General features: G+C 59.1%; 17 protein-coding genes and 1 pseudogene. 11 read left to right on the top strand and 7 right to left on the bottom strand.

Annotated elements, in window-relative coordinates:
* Positions 1-15: 15 nt before the first annotated feature.
* Positions 16-570: a TspO/MBR family protein gene (locus FBY31_RS04390; RefSeq protein ID WP_142037390.1), complete on the bottom strand. Its 555-nt coding sequence runs from the start codon at positions 568-570 to the stop codon at positions 16-18.
* A gap of 63 nt (positions 571-633) precedes the next feature.
* Entirely contained in the window at positions 634-1,563 is a 930-nt protein-coding gene (locus FBY31_RS04385) for an NADP-dependent oxidoreductase (RefSeq protein ID WP_142037387.1), read from the bottom strand.
* Between the two features lie 384 nt (positions 1,564-1,947).
* Here FBY31_RS04385 and nrdH point away from each other — a divergent pair, with 384 nt between their 5' ends.
* The 10 genes from nrdH (at position 1,948) to FBY31_RS04335 (ending at position 15,347) form a co-directional block, all read left to right on the top strand.
* Entirely contained in the window at positions 1,948-2,193 is a 246-nt protein-coding gene (gene nrdH, locus FBY31_RS04380) for a glutaredoxin-like protein NrdH (RefSeq protein ID WP_050054847.1), read from the top strand.
* Between the two features lie 111 nt (positions 2,194-2,304).
* On the top strand, positions 2,305-2,757 hold the full coding sequence (gene nrdI, locus FBY31_RS04375) for a class Ib ribonucleoside-diphosphate reductase assembly flavoprotein NrdI (RefSeq protein WP_142045044.1): 453 nt from the start codon (positions 2,305-2,307) through the stop codon (positions 2,755-2,757).
* 20 nt (positions 2,758-2,777) lie between these two features.
* The gene (nrdE, locus tag FBY31_RS04370) at positions 2,778-4,898 is read left to right on the top strand and encodes a class 1b ribonucleoside-diphosphate reductase subunit alpha (protein ID WP_142037384.1); all 2,121 of its coding nucleotides are present in this window, start codon (positions 2,778-2,780) and stop codon (positions 4,896-4,898) included.
* A gap of 99 nt (positions 4,899-4,997) precedes the next feature.
* On the top strand, positions 4,998-5,972 hold the full coding sequence (nrdF, locus tag FBY31_RS04365; protein ID WP_142037381.1) for a class 1b ribonucleoside-diphosphate reductase subunit beta: 975 nt from the start codon (positions 4,998-5,000) through the stop codon (positions 5,970-5,972).
* A 563-nt stretch (positions 5,973-6,535) separates the two neighbouring features.
* On the top strand, positions 6,536-8,611 hold the full coding sequence (locus FBY31_RS04360) for a hypothetical protein (protein ID WP_142037378.1): 2,076 nt from the start codon (positions 6,536-6,538) through the stop codon (positions 8,609-8,611).
* Between the two features lie 884 nt (positions 8,612-9,495).
* Complete coding sequence (locus FBY31_RS04355; protein WP_142037375.1) at positions 9,496-10,248, top strand: hypothetical protein; 753 nt, start codon at positions 9,496-9,498, stop codon at positions 10,246-10,248.
* A 939-nt stretch (positions 10,249-11,187) separates the two neighbouring features.
* Positions 11,188-12,579: a DUF262 domain-containing protein gene (locus FBY31_RS04350; protein WP_142037372.1), complete on the top strand. Its 1,392-nt coding sequence runs from the start codon at positions 11,188-11,190 to the stop codon at positions 12,577-12,579.
* A complete protein-coding gene (locus FBY31_RS04345; RefSeq protein ID WP_235013174.1) occupies positions 12,579-14,543 on the top strand; it encodes a DUF262 domain-containing protein in 1,965 nt (654 codons plus the stop codon). The genes FBY31_RS04350 and FBY31_RS04345 overlap by 1 nt, the downstream gene beginning before the upstream one ends.
* A 298-nt stretch (positions 14,544-14,841) precedes the next feature.
* A complete protein-coding gene (locus FBY31_RS04340; protein WP_142037365.1) occupies positions 14,842-15,090 on the top strand; it encodes a type II toxin-antitoxin system Phd/YefM family antitoxin in 249 nt (82 codons plus the stop codon).
* Complete coding sequence (locus FBY31_RS04335; protein WP_142037362.1) at positions 15,087-15,347, top strand: type II toxin-antitoxin system RelE family toxin; 261 nt, start codon at positions 15,087-15,089, stop codon at positions 15,345-15,347. The genes FBY31_RS04340 and FBY31_RS04335 overlap by 4 nt, the downstream gene beginning before the upstream one ends.
* A gap of 27 nt (positions 15,348-15,374) precedes the next feature.
* On the opposite strand, the gene FBY31_RS04330 is transcribed toward FBY31_RS04335, so the two are convergent.
* On the bottom strand, positions 15,375-15,848 hold the full coding sequence (locus FBY31_RS04330) for a hypothetical protein (RefSeq protein ID WP_142037360.1): 474 nt from the start codon (positions 15,846-15,848) through the stop codon (positions 15,375-15,377).
* Positions 15,849-15,902: 54 nt separating this feature from the next.
* A pseudogene (locus FBY31_RS23255) lies at positions 15,903-16,653 on the bottom strand (DUF3387 domain-containing protein); the annotation flags it as partial.
* Positions 16,654-16,670: 17 nt separating this feature from the next.
* Between FBY31_RS23255 and FBY31_RS23250 the strand changes: the two are divergent.
* Positions 16,671-16,862: a hypothetical protein gene (locus tag FBY31_RS23250; RefSeq protein WP_235012929.1), complete on the top strand. Its 192-nt coding sequence runs from the start codon at positions 16,671-16,673 to the stop codon at positions 16,860-16,862.
* On the opposite strand, the gene FBY31_RS23245 is transcribed toward FBY31_RS23250, so the two are convergent.
* From FBY31_RS23245 to FBY31_RS23240, 3 genes are all read right to left on the bottom strand, one after another.
* Positions 16,847-17,098 (bottom strand): type I restriction endonuclease, encoded by a 252-nt coding sequence (locus FBY31_RS23245; RefSeq protein WP_235012928.1) that lies wholly within the window; start codon positions 17,096-17,098, stop codon positions 16,847-16,849. The two genes, FBY31_RS23250 and FBY31_RS23245, sit on opposite strands and share 16 nt — an antisense overlap.
* A gap of 397 nt (positions 17,099-17,495) precedes the next feature.
* Positions 17,496-18,605 carry a PDDEXK nuclease domain-containing protein gene (locus FBY31_RS04320; protein WP_142037357.1) on the bottom strand — a complete coding sequence of 370 codons (1,110 nt, stop codon included), beginning with the start codon at positions 18,603-18,605 and terminating at the stop codon, positions 17,496-17,498.
* Between the two features lie 72 nt (positions 18,606-18,677).
* Entirely contained in the window at positions 18,678-19,082 is a 405-nt protein-coding gene (locus tag FBY31_RS23240) for a restriction endonuclease subunit S (RefSeq protein ID WP_235012926.1), read from the bottom strand.
* Positions 19,083-19,362: the final 280 nt, after the last annotated feature.

Here is a 19,362-nt window from a genome sequence, read left to right as displayed (position 1 = left end):
TCCGGGGCCGGCAAATTACTGTCGGCGGTTGCCTTTTCCGGGATTGATCCCAGCAATCGCCGTGGACAAAGCGGTGGCGAAACCGCACCAGGCGGCGTACGGGGCGAGGGAGACGCCGGCGCCGGGGCTCAGGCGGTGCGTTCGCCGCACCAGGTCGGCACTGCTTACCGCGAGCAGGGCCGCCTCCGCCGCGGCGAGCCACGGGCGGCGGGAACGCCAGAAGAGCCAGCTCCACGTTGCATTGAGGACGAGGTTTGCGGCCAGCGCGCCTCGATAGGAGCGGACTTCCCGGCTGTGGTTCCTGGTGCCCGTGGCCGCACCGTCCGTAGCCGCTTTGTCAGTAGCTGCCGCTTTGTCCAGCGCAGCGGCACTGTCCAGGGCCACGGCGGAACTCACTGCGAGGTCCGCGTAAAGTGCCGTCCACACGACGGGAAAGGCAATCGCGGGCGGCTGCCAGTCCGGCTTGCGAAGCCGCCGGTACCAGCCGCTGTCCGGATCCGTCGCCGCCGAGCCGGCTGCTGCGGTGGCAACGGTCGCAGCCGCAGTGCACGCCAGTGTCATCGGTTTCATCGCTGATCCTCTTTCCGTTAGCGGTCAAGGGTGGGTTGCTGCAACAAACTGCCTGCCGATGGACTACAAGGTCACGATGAACTTTCCGAGCACGTGGCCTTGCTCGCTTTTCGCGTGCGCGGCCGCGACATTGTCCAAGGAAAAGGTTTCCGCGACCGGCAGCCGGAAGTTTCCCTGCTCGAACAGCGCCGCCGCTTCGGCGCGTGCTTCCGGCGCACGGTCCGGGCCCACGCCGCCGGAAAACCGCGCACCATACTCGGAGGCCCGGTTGTCGGCTATCGTAATTACCTTCCCCGCACTGCCCGTGAGCTCAATAAGCTCCGGCAGGACCCCGAAGCCCACCGCGTCGAAAGCGACATCAACGCCGTTCGGGGCAAGCTCCCGCACACGATCGACCAAGCCGGCGCCATACGTCGTTGGGATCGCACCAAGGGCGCGCAGATACTGGTGATGCCCTTCACTGGCGGTGCCGATCACGGTGGCTTCGCTGGCGAGGGCGAATTGGACGGCGGCCAGGCCCACGCCGCCTGCGGCCCCATTGATGAGAAGAGTCTGACCGGATTCCAGGGGCAACACGTTCAGCGCCCGGCGTGCCGCTTCGGTCGACATCGGGTACCCGGCAGCCTCCTCGAACGAGAGACTCTCCGGCTTCTTCACCCACTCAGCGAGCACCGCATATTGGGCCGCCGCCGCCGTCCAGGTGCCTGCGGGATTTATGGGGATGCTGCCGAAAACCTCGTCTCCGACAGCGGTCCCCTTCACGCCGTCGCCGACCTCGTCAACGATGCCGGAGGCATCAAGCCCTACCCCCGTAGGTAACTCGACCCGCATGAAGGCTGCCAGTGCCCCACGTCGGAACTGCCAGTCGAAGGCATTCACGCCGGCCGCTCGAACGGCCACGCGGATCTGACCCGGCCCGGCGTGCGGTTCCTCCACGTCGACGACCTTGAGGACTTCCGGCCCTCCGTACTCGGCAAATTGAACAGCCTTCATGGCCTTCCCGTCTGAGGTTCCGGCATGATTGGTGTTCTCATGATGCCAACGACAATGGGGCGGTACAAGGAGTAGCTGGCTTCCAGCGTGAGTCCTAAGAGTGCGGCCATAGGGAACCTGCTGGCGACACGCCGTCTTTTCCACGACACGCTGGGCGTTAATTGTGGCTAAGTACTCCACAGCATGTGGATTCCGTCCGCAAAAACAGCGGGATTCCGGACATTTTGAAGGCGCCTCCCTGTGGATTAAAGGTGCATTAAATGACATACTTGTAATACATCATCTTGGGGTTCCAAAGAGGCGTCTGCACTAGATGTAGTATCTAGATACAGCTTGGGCGGGAACACCGGACGAGCAAGTTTTCCAGAAAAGGGGACAGGAACCATGACCGTAACGGTTTACACTAAGCCTGCTTGTGTTCAGTGCAACGCCACCTACCGGGCTCTCGACAAAAAGGGCATCGCGTACCAGAGCGTTGACATCTCCCAGGACGCCGAAGCCCTCGAGCGCTTGAAGGCACTGGGTTACATGCAGGCCCCCGTTGTGGTCACGGACCAGGACCACTGGTCAGGCTTCCGCCCGGACAAGATCGAGGAACTGGCGCTCTCCGCTGTTTCCTCCGTGGCCTAAGGGGTCACACTTTTTCCTGCCGGCAACCGTCAAGCAGCTGAGGTGACTCCCGTGGCAGCACCAGCAGCACAGGAATCCCGCACTTCCCAGGACGTTCACGCGGCTCAGCGCGTGGACCCAGGGACGCCGGTTCCTGCGGTTGTCACCGGCAGTCAACTTATCTATTTTTCCTCGGCATCCGAGAACACCAGCCGCTTCGTCTTGAAGCTTGGCCGTGAGGTGGCCCGGATTCCGCTGCTCCCGAAGGATGCACCCCTCCTTGCCACCCGGCCGTTTGTGCTGGTGGTGCCAACGTATGGCGGCACCGGGGGAGAGGGGTCCGTTCCGAAGCAGGTCATCCGGTTCCTGAACAACCCGCAGAACAGGCAGCTGATCCGCGGAGTCATCGGAGCCGGCAACACAAACTTCGGGGACAACTACTGCATGGCGGGGGACATCATCGCCGCCAAGTGCGGAGTACCGCACCTCTACCGCTTCGAATTAATGGGCACGCCGGACGACGTGACCCGTGTCAACAATGGATTGGACATGTTTTGGACACGACTGTCGCAGACACAGAAGTAACCAGGGCCCAGAAGCCTGAGATGCCCGCCGCCTACAAGGGCCTTGGGTATCACGAGCTGAATGCGATGCTGAACCTGTATGGTCCCAGCGGCGAGATCCAGTTCGAGGCGGACCGGGAGGCCGCCCACCAGTACTTCCTGCAGCACGTGAACAACAACACCGTGTTCTTCCATGACCTGGAGGAGAAGCTCGAGTACCTGGTCAAGAACGACTACTACGAGCGCGAAACCCTCGACCAGTACACGATGAACTTCATCCGTGACCTGTTCAACCGCGCGTACAAAAAGAAGTTCCGCTTCGAGACTTTCCTGGGCGCTTTCAAGTTCTACACCTCGTACACACTGAAGACGTTTGACGGCAAGCGTTTCCTGGAGCGCTACGAGGACCGGGTCTGCATGGTGGCCCTGCACCTGGCCCGCGGCAACGAGCAGCTCGCCCTGCAGATGGTGGACGAGATCATCGAGGGCCGCTTCCAGCCGGCCACCCCCACGTTCCTGAACGCCGGCAAGAAGCAGCGCGGCGAACTGGTTTCCTGCTTCCTGCTGCGCATCGAAGACAATATGGAGTCGATCGGCCGCTCCATCAACTCCGCGCTGCAGCTCTCCAAGCGCGGCGGCGGTGTGGCGTTCGCCCTGACCAACATCCGCGAAGTCGGCGCGCCGATCAAGCAGATCGAGAACCAGTCCTCCGGCGTGATCCCCGTGATGAAGCTCCTCGAAGACAGCTTCTCCTACGCCAACCAGCTTGGTGCCCGCCAAGGTGCCGGTGCCGTGTACCTGCACGCCCACCACCCGGACATCTACCGCTTCCTGGACACCAAGCGCGAGAACGCGGACGAGAAGATCCGCATCAAGACCCTCTCCCTTGGCGTTGTCATCCCGGACATCACGTTCGAGCTGGCCAAGAGGGACGAGGACATGTACCTGTTCTCGCCGTACGACGTGGAACGCGTCTACGGCATGCCGTTCTCCGACGTCTCGGTCACCGAAAAGTACTACGAGATGGTGGACGATTCCCGGATCAAGAAGACCAAGATCAAGGCGCGCGAGTTCTTCCAGACCCTTGCCGAGATCCAGTTCGAGTCCGGCTACCCGTACATCATGTTCGAGGACACCGTGAACCGGGCAAACCCGATTGACGGCAAGATCATCATGTCCAACCTGTGCTCGGAGATCCTCCAGGTTTCCCAGCCCACCACGTACAACGATGACTTGTCTTACGCGGACACCGGCAAGGACATTTCCTGCAACCTGGGCTCGCTGAACATTGCCAAGGCCATGGACTCGCCTGACTTTGGCCTGACAGTTGAGACAGCCATCCGGTCCCTCTCGGCAGTCTCGGACATGTCCAACATCACCTCGGTGCCGTCCATCGCCAAGGGCAACGACCAGAGCCACGCCATCGGCCTGGGCCAGATGAACCTGCACGGCTACCTGGCCCGCGAGCGGGTCCACTACGGTTCCGAAGAAGGCCTGGACTTCACCAACATCTACTTCTACTCCGTGGTGTACCACGCTGTCCGTGCGTCCAACCTGCTGGCCATCGAGACCGGCCAGACCTTCGGCGGCTTCGAGAAGTCCAAGTACGCTTCCGGCGAGTTCTTCGACAAGTACACGGAGCAGGAATGGGTTCCGCAGACTGAGAAGGTTGCGGAGCTCTTCAAGAATGTGCACATCCCCACGCAGGCTGACTGGCTGGCGCTGAAGGCTTCCGTTATGGAGCACGGCATCTACAACCAGAACCTGCAGGCTGTGCCGCCCACGGGATCCATCTCCTACATCAACAACTCCACCTCCTCGATCCACCCCGTGGCGTCCAAGATTGAGATCCGCAAGGAAGGCAAGCTGGGGCGCGTGTATTACCCGGCGCCGTACCTGACCAACGACAACCTGGAGTACTACCAGGACGCGTACGAGATCGGCTACGAGAAGGTCATCGACACCTACGCGGCCGCCACGCAGCACGTGGACCAGGGCCTGTCCCTGACGCTGTTCTTCAAGGACACCGCCACTACACGCGACATCAACAAGGCCCAGATCTACGCCTGGAAAAAGGGCATCAAGACCATCTACTACATCCGTCTCCGCCAGCTCGCGCTGGAAGGGACTGAGGTGGAGGGCTGCGTCAGCTGCGCACTTTAGTTGAATCTTCAACTGAAATGTAGAAGTACGACGGCGGGTGCCCGCCCGCCGTCGTACGCTTTAACTTAGAGAAAACCACCCAACTTTTGAGGGGATGACATGACCGAGAAGGTCAAGCTGCTTAGCCACGTTGAGGCCATCAACTGGAACCGGATCCAAGACGACAAGGACGTCGAGGTCTGGAACCGTCTGGTCAACAATTTCTGGCTGCCGGAGAAGGTTCCGCTGTCGAATGACGTCCAGTCCTGGAACACACTCACGCACGACGAGCAGCAGCTCACCATGCGCGTGTTCACCGGTCTGACCCTGCTGGACACCATCCAGGGCACGGTCGGCGCTGTCTCCCTGATCCCGGATGCGCTGACTCCGCATGAAGAAGCCGTGTACACCAACATCGCCTTCATGGAGTCCGTGCACGCCAAGAGCTACTCCTCCATTTTCTCCACGCTGGCCTCCACCAAGGAGATCGACGAGGCGTTCCGTTGGTCCACCGAGAACGCGAACCTTCAGAAGAAGGCGCAGATCGTCATGGATTACTACCAGGGCGATGATCCCCTGAAGCGCAAGGTGGCCTCTACGCTGCTGGAGAGCTTCCTGTTCTACTCGGGCTTCTACCTGCCCATGTACTGGTCCTCGCGTGCCAAGCTGACGAACACGGCTGACCTGATCCGCCTGATCATCCGCGACGAGGCCGTGCACGGCTACTACATCGGCTACAAGTTCCAGAAGGGCTTGGAAGGCCTGTCCGAGGAGCGCAAGCAGGAGATCAAGGACTACACGTTCGAGCTGCTCTTCGAGCTGTACGAGAACGAAGTCCAGTACACGCATGACCTCTATGACTCCGTCGGCCTGGCCGAGGACGTCAAGAAGTTCCTGCACTACAACGCCAACAAGGCCCTCATGAACCTGGGCTACGAGGCGATGTTCCCGGCTTCGGTCACCGACGTGAACCCGGCCATCCTCTCGGCCCTGTCACCGAACGCCGACGAGAACCATGACTTCTTTTCGGGTTCCGGTTCCTCCTACGTCATCGGCAAGGCCGTCAACACCGAAGACGAGGACTGGGACTTCTAGTCTCGACTTCTGACCCCTGCCGCGATTGTGAGGTTCCACGGAACCTGGCCAATTCCCAAGTTAGATGTCCACGTTTCACACTACTTGGCCAGCTGTTCATACAGTTGGCCAAGTAGGTGATTGTAGAAAAACGACCCAGTTGGTCTTTAGACAACTAATTGATCCTTGGACAAGATGATTGGTCCTTTGCGCCGTGATGTTAGAACGTGAGTCGCCAAGATAGGTAGCTGGCACACGGGACAAGTTACCTGCCATCTGTGAAGCGCACGCTGATTGGCGTTAAGACCCGTTTGGCGAAACCCAAAGCGATCGCGGACTGCCACTCGACTTGGTCGTTGACATGCCGACTACGCCTGTTTGTACAGGCGCAGGACCGGAGTGTGATGTCGGTGGCTGGCCAGCGATTGGGTAGATGATGACTTCGAGCGCCGCAAAGCCTTCAACCGCCGAGTGCACCAATATGAGCGATGTTGACCCTTGTCCCAACTACAGTGCCCCTGCACGGAGATGTGTGCGGGAGAACCATATATCCGAATTGTGAGACTCGATTAGTTGGGGGAAGTATGAACGCGAGCCAGTCCTCGCTCATAGGCTTTGCTGTCTTGAGGGCAAATTATGACGCACAGGCGCCAAGCTATGTCGACAACTTTCGTAGTTTTGCCTTGGACATCCTCTGCCAGCATCAGTCTGGAATAACTTGCGCAAGTCTGGCTCAGATTCTTAGGTCTCGGTTCGGTCTGACTACACCAGATCTGGTTGTGGAGAAGATCCTCAAGCGTGCAGTTCGCGATGGCGACGCATCCCGAGTTGGGAAGATGTACAGGATCACGGACAAAGGCCAAAAAACTGCACCCGGCGTCACCGCGTCCATCGCCCGCTACGAACGCCAGCAGAACGAGCTCGTAACAAAGTACACGGAATTCATCAGCGAAAGGTACGCAGAACATAGCAGGGACTTGAACATTGATCCGGCGGGGGAGCTTGCCAGATACCTCGAGTACCACGCAGTACCGCTACTTTCTCAATCCCTTACGGGACGTAAGGCCGCTGGGGAGGCTGGAAGCCGGGCCTCAGAATACGTCATCTCAAAGTTCATTGCGCATCTGGCGGACGTCGATCAGACGGGTTTCGGCTACGTTGAGGACGCTGTCAAGGGTGCGATACTCGCTTCCGTAGTAACCCTGGATACTTCGACGTTTGCCCAGTCCCTGAAGGGCCTTTCGATTTATCTGGACACTCCGGTGCTCATCAATGCGCTCGGATTTTCTGGTGAGGCGCAGCTGCAGGCGACCCTTCAGATGATCAAGCTCGCCCAAGCTCTCGGTGCGTCCACTTATTGTTTCGATCACTCCTTGAAAGAGCTCGACGGTGTACTGGCTAGCGCAGAGGGAGTAGTCCGCGCCGGTGGACGCAGACGTGAAGGTCTTCGTCCTATTGACCTGCATTTTCAGGAATCACGTACTTCGCCGTCTGACATCGCTCTCGCCCGCGATCGTGTTCCCGCCGCCCTCGTCGAACTCCAGATCGAGCGCCGACCTAAGCCAGATGGATACAAGGAATACGGGCTGGACGAGGGGCGTTTGGAGGACCTAATTCAGAATCACGTCCGTTATCGATCGGACGGGACGAGAAGGTATGACGTAGACAGCCTGTCGGCTATTCATCGTCTTCGTCGAGGCAGCTCCCCTAGACAATTTGAAAAGTGTGGCTACATCCTGATCACCGATAACGATGGTCTCGTACGTGCCGTTGAGAAATTGGACCAAGAGAATCACGAGTGGCCGCTGGCAATGACGGACGGTGCCCTTGCCGCCGTTCTGTGGGTTCGGAGCCCAACGGTGGGAGCGGATCTCCCACGAAAGCAGATCCTGGCTACCGCATACGCTGGCATGCAGCCGGATAGCCATCTTTGGGCGAGATACCTCGAAGAGGTAGCCAAACTGGAATCGCGCGGCGTCGTGAACGCTGATGACGCCGTAATTCTTCGGGCTACAACAGTCGGCCGCACAGCCCTGATGGAGGAGACACTCGGCGACGAGCAATATTTGTCGGCAGATTCCGCGGTCGAAGTCCTCGGGCGCATCAAGAAGGACATTGAGCATCCATTGCTGCAAAGAATGGATCAAGTCGGCAAATCGCAGGAGGACCTGGCCCGGTCCGCGGACATGGTGGCGAAATCGTGGCTGGACCAATCAGACGTGCTGGATAAAACCACCGCGCAACGAGATGCGGCTCAACGGCAAGTGGAAGCCACTCGGGCTGAACTACTAAAACGAAACCAGGAGTCGTCAGAACGTGACGCCGTGCTTCGTGCGGGGGCGCAAGCTACGGCTAGGGGGGTTATCAGCACATTGTTTCTCCTCCTTCTCGTTCCCTCGGCCGCAATCGCGATTCTGAAGTTTCTAAATCCTCCATGGATGACCCAGGCGCCGAACTGGTTTGGCGTTGTCGCTGCCGTTTTTGGCGTTTTTCTTGTGAGCGTCGCAACAGCACGGCATTTTGCCAAAGGCACGGTGCGGGAGTGGTTGGCGCCTTTGGAGGGTCGATTGAGCACTTGGATCGAACGTCGCCGTCGTAGGCTGGCTGGCCTTCCCATCGTGCTGCAACAGGAAAAAGCCGAAGGTATTACTACACCGTGATGGTTGGGGGCATTGGATGGTAGGGCACAGTCGGAAGCGGAGCTTTCGGATGCTTGCCGCTTCCGGCTGTGTACTGACACGCGGCTCGTGGCCTCTACCGGCCTGACCGCCGGGGAATGACTCTGAAGGCCGACCGTGCCTCTCAAGTTTCGGGCAACCCAGCCGCCCTATCCTACTGTGGCTCTGGACGTTGCGTCGGTCACTCGCTATGCCACACATCGTCTTCATGTTGCTTTTTTGCGCCTACGGCTCTATCTGCCCTACTTCAACCTTGGACGTCGTCGTTTTCCACCACTGGCACCTGAGCTCCGAGAAACTCACCGCCAAGGTGCCGAAATGGGAGCGCCGGATCTTGGTCTACTCCAAGACGTCCGCCATCGTGTCCTGATCAGATAGTCGCCAGACCCTGATTGTTCGTCTTCCGTTTCTAGCGGATCAACTGTGCCGAGGAATGGGATTTAGTGCGAAACATTGCTGCATAAGAGGTCGTAGGGTTGGCCGCGATGATAATCTTCGGCCATCATTGCACAGGAAAATGGGGGAATACCGTGAAAAGATTGCACTTCTCTCTAGGCATTATTGGACTCGCTACCGTCTCAGGACTGACCCTCGGTGGGTGTGGATCCCCGACACCTCAAGCAGCGACCCCATCATCTTCATCCGTCGCCCCCGTAGCGAGCACCCCGCCGCGGAATCCATCTGAAGCACCCTCGCCGTCAAAGACAACTCCTCGCGGCATCATCGTCCTTACGGGCCAGACATCGGAGAGCTTCGGTCCAACCGGTGACTTCATCGGAACGACCATCTCGCAAATCGACCCAGACACCGGCATCACTCGTGTAGTCGCAGATTTCTCTAAAGCGAGTGGGCGAATTGAGGAAATCGTGAAGATGAATTCCGGAGGCGCCGTTATCCGGCGTGCTCTTTTTTCGCCTGACTTCCAACTGGCTGTCGCTGTTCGTAAAGCGGCAGACAAAACCACTCACGTAGGCTGGGTGGATACCCAAGGAACGTTCACAGATGTATCGGCCAGCGTGACAGACAGCGGCGCAGATTTTTCGTCAACTGTTACCCACGACACCCCAATGTTCGGCGCGGACGGGTCGTTCTACTTCGCCGCCCGCGTGCCGGAGGGCATGAGCACCAAAGCGCCGCCAACAATCATGAAAACCACCATCAAAGATCCAACGACGGTAACGGAATACAAGAAGCTGGCCGGCGTCAACTATTTCGTAAACACCGATGGCATGGCCGTCGGCGTCTGCGCTGGGTGCAAAACGTTCCTTGAAAACGGCAGTCCTGGTCTTGGAAGCTCAAGTGTGCAGGATTGGATAAACAATACGGAGTATGTTTCGGTCGGTATCAGCAGAACGATGATTTACCGCTCCGAGGCTAAGCCCCTGGAATTAGATAACAGTGGGGGGCCTGGCACCCCGCTGATACCTGAGACGAATCGCAAGGTATCGTCGCCCGTAGTAAGCCCCGACGGCGGCAACGTGGCATTCCTGTCCAGTAACTCCGGCGGAACTGTCGACCTCTTTATTGTTCCAGCCAGCGGCGGTAGTCCCAAGAAAGTGGGAATCTCATCCGAGCTGGGGCCTCTAGTCGAAAAGAACGTACTGCTGGCCTGGAGGTAGCCGTCTGCGACGAGTTCACTCTCGCGGGCCAGGTCGCACTTCTTTCGGAGCGGGCATCGGTCGCAATGGCCGACAGCGATCGATCCACCTCGGCCAAGCAATTAGCCGTCATTACAGGGCTTGCGGCCGTTAAGGAGTCAGCTGTCGCCCTTGCCAATCTGGTGAGCACCCAACCCCATTCAGGGGCAAGCCTGGTCCTAAAGTCGCGTCAGACTTCTGATTTGCTTACATCAAATATTTCCTACATTTCTAGACGTCTAGATATGCGAAGTGACGACCTTCAGAAGGCATACGGGTATCAGGTCAAAAACGAGGCCGAAGCCGCTGCCCGGGAGGCCGCGTGGGATGCAGCTGCGCCCCAGCGGGAGGCGGATCGGCGAGCATACGAAGCCGCAATGAGGGACTATAACTCCGGATCCGGCCCGTCCGGAAGTGACGCATATACAGGCCCGCGCTGCTACGCACCAGGCGGCAAGACCTATCGGCCGTGCTAGACCCGACCCATACCTGGCACAGTCGAACAGGCAGATTCGACTGTGTCACCCGCCGGAAGCCGACGAACGGCCATGCGGGCCTGCCATCGCGCGTTGTCCGCAGCTGTCCTTTAGTTTCCGTCCCATTCCGGAACGCGCGCGTCCGTTCCGGTAGGCCGGGTCACGGGCCCCTTCAGCTGCTTCACGCCGACGCTCCGAGAGCCAGGGGGCCAGGCAACGTTCATCCCTGTTCTCCGCGCGGCCACGGGGGAGCCGGCCCTGGGCTGAGATCCAAGGGGTGGTCTGCTCCAGATCCTATTGTTCCAAGAGTGCCAACGTATTCGTTGTCTTCCCATAGGACACACTCTGTAGATCGTCACGCGAAGCACTGTGTAGGGCAGCTAGTCACTTAGAGTCTCAATGACGGGCTGCTGGTAGGTTGCCCAATTTGCGAGAGGGGTGTCGTGTGGCTATTGATCGCGAGAAGGGCGTCAGAGTTGTCACCGTTGGTGAGCTGTTAGATGAAGGACTGACGATCCCGTCCTATCAAAGGCCCTACAGCTGGGAGCCTGCCACTGCGCTCCAACTTTTCGACGACATCCGAAATGCATTTAGGCCAGAGAACGTTGCGCCGAACGCCTCACCAGATGCGGAGCAGGCTCCAGAGCCTTCGTATGTGCTCGGCGCCGTCATCCTCCACCGGGACAACGAGGATGTCCAAACCCATGTCGTCGACGGCCAGCAGCGTCTCTTGACGCTCACCATGCTGTTAGATCTACTCGACGAAGCGAGCGAGTTCCCCACCGAAGTCCTGCCGATAGAGCACGAGGACCAGGCCGCGCCCGTAGTTCGGGTCCGTACGGAGCTGGCCCGTCGGGTTAGACACATGGAGGAGCCGATTCATGCATTCGCTGACTTCGTCCGCAACAACTGCGAGATCATCCGTGTGGAGACGGACGACACCGACGAAGCTTTCCGGGTCTTCGACTCGCAGAACTATCGGGGCAAACCCCTGCTGCCACACGATTTGCTGAAGGCATACCATCTGCGCGAGATGAGCGACGAGTCTGACGCTATGCGAGAAGCCCTCGTCGAAGGTTGGCAGAATGTCCCCGATGCAGAGCTCGACCGGCTCTTCTCAACGTACCTTTGGCGTATCAAGCGGTGGACGCGTGGACTTTCCGCACCAACTTTCTCAACGCGATACATCGACTCCTTCAAGGGCTTGACACCCAAATCGGCAAGCACGCCCGCCGCGCGCTACCACCTCGCTGCTCAAACCGCCGTGCCTATGCTCGCGGCCTGGGTTGAGCGCTCCGATGAAGCGAACCGGATGACCAACCGAACGCGCTTCCAAATCGACGCACCCGTGGTCGCAGGACGGTCCTTCTTCGAGATGGTTGCGTTCATGTTGGCAGAATTACGAAGACTCCGCGAAGAGGGCTTCGATGAACAGGACGGGAACGAGGGCAAGGAAAAGTCTTGGGGCCACTTCGCCTCCACGGACGACGACTTTCGCGAGCTCCCATCGCGAGCAAGGTATCGATACGTTTCCGAGCTTTATCTGGCAGCACTGCTCTACTACACAAACAAATTCGGCGACGTCGACATTCGCGAGGCAAAGAGCCGGTTGTTCACGTGGGCCTATACCCTCCGGACGAGCTACCAGCGGCTTCAGCTAGTCACCGTGAACAACCACGCCAGTTCTTTAGACCACAATGCATCGGCTTTCGTTCTTCTTCGGAGTGCTGAGACCTCAACCGAACTTCGGCGGTTACGCCTCGAGGTCAAAGGACGAGACGACATCCCAAAGCATGAGCAGGATTTGATGCGCCTCTTGGATAGGTTGGCCGGTTGATGATCGAAAAATTAGCAGCGAATTTGTTTACGGTCGGCGAGCTCTTTGATGAGGTGAAAACGCACTACGAAATTCCAATTTATCAGCGCAGCTACGCCTGGGGCGTTGAGCAGATCGAGCAACTCATTGATGACGTGTGGGCGGCAGCACAGGCGGAAGCTGACGATTACTTCTTAGGTAATTTGATAGTGGCCCGGAAGCCTCCCGGCCTCAGGAGGGATGGCGTGACCTTCGAGGTCGTTGATGGTCAGCAACGACTGACAACCCTGTTGATGCTATTGACGCACCTCGGAGTCGCACCGAAGGCGCAACTCACGTATCAATCTCGGAGGAACGCGACCCAAGCGCTGACGCGCCTCATGACTTCGGACGATGACGAAGGTGCCGGCATCCAGCTGGGATTTCAGGTGATCAAGTCGCGCATGGCGAAGTTCAGGACCCCCGAAGAACGAGACACTTTTCAGAGATTCCTAGAGGATAACGTGCAGCTCGTGCGAGCGATTCTCCCTGTACAGACCGACTTGAATAAGTACTTCGAGATCATGAACACCCGTGGCCAGCAGCTGGAGCAGGTCGACATTATCAAGGCGCGACTAATGAGTTACCTGCGCAACGAGGCGGGGGAGGTCGAGGACGATAGGGCTTGCCTCGCGTGGGTCTGGGACGCCTGCGCTGAGATGAACTCGTACATCCAAATGGCGCTGACTCCAAACAACACCGACTTGCGAGACGAAATATTTAGCCCGAGATGGGACCGCCTTACGGTTTCGACATTCGATGACCTGGTCCTCAAAAGTCCGCAGGTTCACGCCCGGAGCGGCGTGAGCCGGAGTGCGGGCGTGAGCATGGGCGAAGCGCTCCGGCTCTACGCCAGAACCCCTGCGGAGCCAACCGAGGAAGACTCCGAAAGTCGCCGGTTCGAGTCGCCCATCAAGTTCCCAACTCTGCTCCTTCACGCGCTAAAAGTTCTGAGGGAGACGGACGGCGAGGACGACGTCGATGGCCACCTCGACGACGGCAAGTTGATCAAGCTTTTCGAAAGCGATTTCAAACCTCTCTCCGAGACTCAGCGGTCGGACCGGGTCAAGGGGTTCATCGAGGTTCTCCTGCGATGCAAGTTCGTGCTCGACAATTACGTTCTCAAGCGTGAGTTCACGGCAACCAACGCTGACGACGGCGCCTGGTCTCTTAAACGCCTGACCCGGGGAGAGTCAGCCTCTCAACGAGGCAAACGCACTACGGTCAATGCGCGCTTTCCGAACGCCTTCTCGCCCGACAGAGCGGAGAGGGAAGACACCCCCGTTGACGATGCGACACGCGACGTGCTGCTGCTCCAATCAATGTTCCGAGTCACCTACACCTCCCCGCGGACAATGCAGTGGATCACGAGAATCCTACGCGAACCGATCATCGGCCTGACGCAGCAGGACGCTGCTCAATCGATCCTCGCCGTCTTAAGGACACACGCGCGCCAGAAGGTGCAGCAAGCATTCTTTGTCGGGTCCCAGCCAGCCGGGTTCAATATTGAGCGAATCGTGTTCACCTACCTTGACTACCTCTTGGCAACGGAGGGTGCCGGTCCCGCCTCCCCGGCCGACCCCAACTTCACTTTCGTGTACCGGAACTCCGTGGAGCACTTCTTCCCTCAGTACGCAAATCGAGACGATAACGGCTGGGACCTGGTGACGCCTGATGATAAGGAGCTCCACATGTTCGGAAACCTCGCGCTAGTGAGTGTCAGCACGAACTCCAAATTCAGCAACAACTTGCCCCCGTACAAGGCGAACAAGACAGAGATCGTCAAGCAGAGCACCAAACTTCAACTCATGTCGGACATGGTCAAGAGCGGAACCACATGGGACAAGACGGCAATTCGCCGTCACGACCGGGCAATGGTGAACGTGCTCCGCGAGGATCTACGAGAGGCTGGCTACGATGTTGACATCCACTTTGCGGGTCCTTGACGCGGGAGTTCGAGCCGATTGACTCGGTTCGGATCTCGCAGTCGCAGGAGGCTCCATGACAGCGGCGGCACGGAGTCCTGTACCTCCGAGCTGCCAGGTTGTGACCCCACATCACCTCTTGATTTCGCCAACTAGGTTAGTCGGCCGACACCGGTAAGCAGCTGAACAAAACCGCGGAAGCACCGTGGTTCACGTCTGGCGCTTTCCGCCAAGTAACCCTAGGTCTCACACTCGCTCGTTTCGCATGATGGTGGTGGAGCAGATGTACATCTGGTGCCAGCGGATGTACATTTGTTTCATGTCGACCATCAATATCACTGACGCGCGATCACACTTGCCAGAGCTCATCGAAAAGGCCGAGTCGGAGCCGGTATTCATTGAGCGTCGCGGACATCGGGCAGCAGTTCTAGTATCGCCAGAGCGATATGAGCAGATGCTTGATGCTTTGGAAGAAGTCGAGGACATTGCGGCATTCGATGCAGCAATGGCGGAAGAAGGCGAGAACATTCCCTGGGTACAAGTGAAGGCGGATCTGGGCTGGGCATGAGTCCCTACCGGATTGAGCTAAGACCTGCGGCCATCCGCGCACTTAAGAAAATTCATCCCGAGGACAAAGAACGCGTTCAAGGTGCTATCGCGCTCCTCGGCCAAGACCCACGGCCGCCCAAAGCAATTGCCTTGAGCGGCCGCCCAGGTTATCGGGTCCGTGTGGGTAACTATCGGATCATCTACACCATCCAGGACGACGTGCTCTTGGTAGTAGTCGTCAACCTAGGACATCGTCGGGACATTTACCAGAAGTGAGGTCCGCCGACCTGTAGACAATCATCGCTACGCGGTAGCTCGGCGGTTGATGCCTGCGCGCTCGGCCCCACGGATAATCAATTCGCCGGCCATTCCGATGCCCAGCAGCATCAAAAGATTCCCGTTCCGGGCGGAACTTGCAGCAATGTAGGTGTTCTGCGCAGCTGTGACAGCGGCAATGTCGTTGGCATACCAGCCGTTGACAACTGTCTGCTGCGGGGCGCCCTTGGTCTCACCGTTGTTCATGGTGTTCTTTAGATCGGCCGCGCTAAGCTCAGACTTCCAATCGGACGGGCTGCTGCCACTCTGCAAGCCGGGGTTATTAGCCGACCAAGTGATGATCAGCAGCAAAGCCAGCACCGAGCCCAGGATGATCCGGACGCCGTTGGCTGACCGGAGCTTCGCTAACTTCAGCCGCTTAGGCTTGGGTGCTGGTGCATGGTTTGGTGTCGGCGGTACTTCCGGCATGATGCCAGCATCGGGTGTTTCGTAAGTAGCCATGTCCCCATTTTTCGTAGTGTTGTTGCAACCGCCTGTTGGCGGAAATTCCCTGGGCTACGCCTGCGCCTCGGCAAACCGAGGCGCCATTGACTCCATCTGTTCCATGACCAGTTTGATTGCCTCGGGCTGCTTGTCCGGCGGGTAGCCGAACGGGTAGCCGAACCGGACCAGGAGTCGCTTGATCGAGGATCGCAGCTTTGCCCGGACGTCATCGCGGACTGTCCAGTCAGTCCGTACATCCCGCCGCATCACCGAGACGAGCTCACGCGCAATATCAGCCAGGACGCCCTCGCCCTGGACCTCCACAGCCGACTCGTTCTGGGCCACGGCATCATAGAAAGCCAGCTCATCTGAGTTCAGCGGGGGAGTGAACTGCTCCCCGCGCTTGCCTTCTGCCGCCCCTTCCCGGGCCAGCTCTACGAGCTCCGCAATAACCTCGGCCGATGTCAGTTGCTGGTTCGTGTACTTCTTCATCAGCTCGTTTACCCGCTCAGAAAACGCCCGCTGCCGGATCACGTTGTTCCGAGTGGAAGATGTCGACTCCTCAGCAATCAGCTTCCGTAGCGCTTCTATTGCGAACTGCGGGGTTCCGGGCCTTTTGCGTCTTCGCAATGAACTCCGGCGTCAGGTCTTCCAGAGACGGCTTCGGCATCCCTGCGGCGTCGTCGATGTCCAGCACTTCACCTGACGAAGTCGCCGACGCAATCAGATTCCCCAGCAGCCGCTGGATCTCCTCCGGCACCGGTTCGCCGCTGGCCTGCCGGTCGACAGCATCCATCTTGGCCATGAATACGCGGATCTCTTCGTCACGGCGTAGTACTGGTGGGGCTTGGCGATGCGTTTGGCCAGCCCGCCCGAGCCCTGGTCGAAGGCTGTGAAGTTGCGCGTCAGCTGCAGGAAGCGTTCCTGGTTGTAGAGGCCGTCCAGCGCAGTGTCCAGCGCGGTGAGGGCATCGCCTTCGACCATGTAGCCCTGGGGGACCGGTACGCCGTCGTCGTCTACATCCCAGGGTGAGAAGTGGTTAAAGGGGGTGAAGGGTGTTCCGTACTTGGCCTGGATTCCGTCGGTGGTGAGCGTGAAGACCAGAAGCGGAACGCCGTGGGGAATTCGCGGAGGTAGGTCTGGAGCTGGGCATGGGCGCCGGGGAGGTCGGCGTGGGCGCTGCCGGCTTTCTTGAGTTCAATGATGCTGACGGGCATGCCGTTGCAGTAGAGCACGACGTCGAAGCGCCGTTTGTAGTCGCCCTGCATCAGGGTGACCTGGCTGAGCAGCCGGATGGTCGGGTTGGCTTCGTTGCCTTCTGAGTCGATAGTCGATATAGGTCAGCCGGTAGCCGTCGACGAGGCAGTTGTGGATGCGGTGGTTCTCGGCCATCGCGTCATTCGACTGGGTGATGCGATTTCCGCCAGAGCCTGCTGCAGGTAGGTTGACGGCGAGCCCGTCGTTCTGGTCGGGTGCCTGCTACTGGGCAGGGACTGTCGGGTTAAGGCGCCGCAGGGCTTCGAGCAGCCGGGGCCGGATGAGCAGCTCGCCCCCATGAGTCGCGTTCCCCGGAGCCGGGCGCGATGGCTTGACCCTCCAACGGCTTCCAGTCCAACTCGCCGAGCTGCTCCTTCGCGGCCCCCTCCCAATCGGCTTCCGAAAAGGCTACTGCTGGTGCTGACACGGTGATTCCCCCTGGTTGACCGGATCTTCTGATGATAAGTCCTGTGAAAGTTCGGCTTCGAGTTCGCTGATACTTGGAAGCGTGGAGATGAACTCCTCCGGCATGGACTTCACGATCTCCGACTCCCACTCGGCTATGCCGATGGGTTTGGCGAAGCCACGCAGCGAATACTCGGCCACGACATTGTTTTTGGTCTTGCAGAGGAGCAGGCCTATGGTCGGCTGGTCCTGTGCGTGCGCCAGGAGATCGTCGACGGCGGACATGTACATGTTGATTTGGCCAAGGTACTCCGGCTTGAAGGCAGTGGCCTTTAGCTCGACCACCACGAAGCAGCGCAGCTTGAAGTTGTAGAACAGCAGGTCCACGAAGAACTCGTCATCGCCAATGGTCAAGCGCACTTGCCGGCCCACGAAGGCGAATCCCTGGCCGAGTTCCAAGAGGAACTTTTCGACGTGCACGATCAGTTGCCCCTCGAGCTCACGCTCATCCCGCTTGCCCGTCATGGACACGAAGTCAAAGACGTAAGGGTCATTGAATGATTGCTGGGCAAGGTCCGAGTCCGACGGCGGCAGGGTCCTTTTGAAGTTGTTGATCGCCTTGCCGGAACGTTCCTGGAGCTTCGTCTCGATCTGATGGGCGAGTACGTTCCGTGACCAGCCGTTCTCGATCGCGGCAGTTGCGTACCAGAGACGGGCTTCCCGCCCGCTGAGCTTCTCCAGCAAGGCGATCTGGTGGTACCAGGGCAATGTTGCAAGCGGAGCTTGCAACATTGGGAAGTCCGGCCATGCCTCAGCAAACGCCTTCATATAGCGGAGGTTTCGAGGCGAGAAACCCCTGGCCTCAGGAAATGACGAGCGAAGGTCCGCTGACAGCCGCGTAACTACTCTGCTTCCCCAGCCTTCCTCGGACTCGCGCTTCATCAGTTCGTTGCCGACGGCCCAGTAGGACACCAGCATCTCGTGGCTGGCCGCCGATACTGCCCTGGAACGCCCTGAATAGACTTCGCCGGATACAGAAGCCAGCAACTCCGGGTACCAGTCCGGCATGCTGGACGCTGCGGGCGTTGATTCGAATGACGCTGGTGTGGACATGTCGATCGGTTCCCTTCGTGGCGATCATTTCACCCTGAACCTATCTGCTGGGTCTGACAGTGCTGAACGGCTTCAGACTGCCGCCGCCACCATTGCTTCCGCCTCCTTGACCCGGAGCTTGCCAGACATGAGCTGGGGGAGAAGGGCGTCGCGGGTTGCGGAGAGGGTTTGGTTCTCGACGAGCAATGACTGGCGCTCCTTGCAGAGCTCCATGCCAAGGGCGCACTCTCCGACGAGGAATTCAGCGCCGCCAAGCTGCGCACCCTTGGAGACTGATATCCAGAACAGCACGAAGTGAGTCCCGTCGTCCTCCTTGACCTCGACGTAGCTTGGCCCGAAAAGGGCAACGGCGGACTCGCAGATGGCTGTCGCTGTCTTGGCCGCCTCGCTGCCGTCGGCGCCGCGCGGGTCAACAACACTGGTGTCGATGCTGATCCTGCCCGGCTCCGGTTCCGTCGCAGACTTGATTTGACCCACCCATGGCGCATTGGGTTCTTGAAGTCCGCCGTCTTGTCTGCCTCGGCCGAGGAGACGGGGATTGATTCGGGGGCTGCCGCTGTCTGGCTGGCCGTCATTGGGGCAGGTTCAGCGGCTGTGGGTGCTGTCGGGGAAGTGGATGACGAGCATCCGGCGAGCAACAGGGCGGCCATTGCCGTGGCGAGGGCTGAAAGAGTCTTGTTCAAGTTGGTCCAATGTCCGAAGGCGCGCGAGGGCGGCGCGCCCCCAGCCACGATGCGACAACAGGGGCTGGTGCACC

Source organism: Arthrobacter sp. SLBN-100, from assembly GCF_006715305.1.
Classification (GTDB): Bacteria; Actinomycetota; Actinomycetes; order Actinomycetales; family Micrococcaceae; genus Arthrobacter.
The sequence above is the reverse complement of the archived record's forward strand: the minus strand, read 5'-3'. Positions and strand labels throughout refer to the sequence as shown.

Bases quoted from the DNA above. Each gene is read 5' to 3' on its own strand.
- nrdE (WP_142037384.1), top strand. From the start codon at position 2,778: ATGCCCGCCGCCTACAAGGGCCTTGGGTATCACGAGCTGAATGCGATG.
- FBY31_RS04345 (WP_235013174.1), top strand. From the start codon at position 12,579: ATGATCGAAAAATTAGCAGCGAATTTGTTTACGGTCGGCGAGCTCTTT.
- FBY31_RS23245 (WP_235012928.1), bottom strand. From the start codon at position 17,098: ATGCAGGGCGACTACAAACGGCGCTTCGACGTCGTGCTCTACTGCAAC.
- FBY31_RS04340 (WP_142037365.1), top strand. From the start codon at position 14,842: ATGTCGACCATCAATATCACTGACGCGCGATCACACTTGCCAGAGCTC.
- FBY31_RS04385 (WP_142037387.1), bottom strand. From the start codon at position 1,563: ATGAAGGCTGTTCAATTTGCCGAGTACGGAGGGCCGGAAGTCCTCAAG.
- FBY31_RS04330 (WP_142037360.1), bottom strand. From the start codon at position 15,848: ATGGCTACTTACGAAACACCCGATGCTGGCATCATGCCGGAAGTACCG.
- nrdH (WP_050054847.1), top strand. From the start codon at position 1,948: ATGACCGTAACGGTTTACACTAAGCCTGCTTGTGTTCAGTGCAACGCC.
- FBY31_RS04335 (WP_142037362.1), top strand. From the start codon at position 15,087: ATGAGTCCCTACCGGATTGAGCTAAGACCTGCGGCCATCCGCGCACTT.
- nrdF (WP_142037381.1), top strand. From the start codon at position 4,998: ATGACCGAGAAGGTCAAGCTGCTTAGCCACGTTGAGGCCATCAACTGG.
- FBY31_RS04320 (WP_142037357.1), bottom strand. From the start codon at position 18,605: ATGTCCACACCAGCGTCATTCGAATCAACGCCCGCAGCGTCCAGCATG.
- FBY31_RS04390 (WP_142037390.1), bottom strand. From the start codon at position 570: ATGAAACCGATGACACTGGCGTGCACTGCGGCTGCGACCGTTGCCACC.
- FBY31_RS04360 (WP_142037378.1), top strand. From the start codon at position 6,536: ATGAACGCGAGCCAGTCCTCGCTCATAGGCTTTGCTGTCTTGAGGGCA.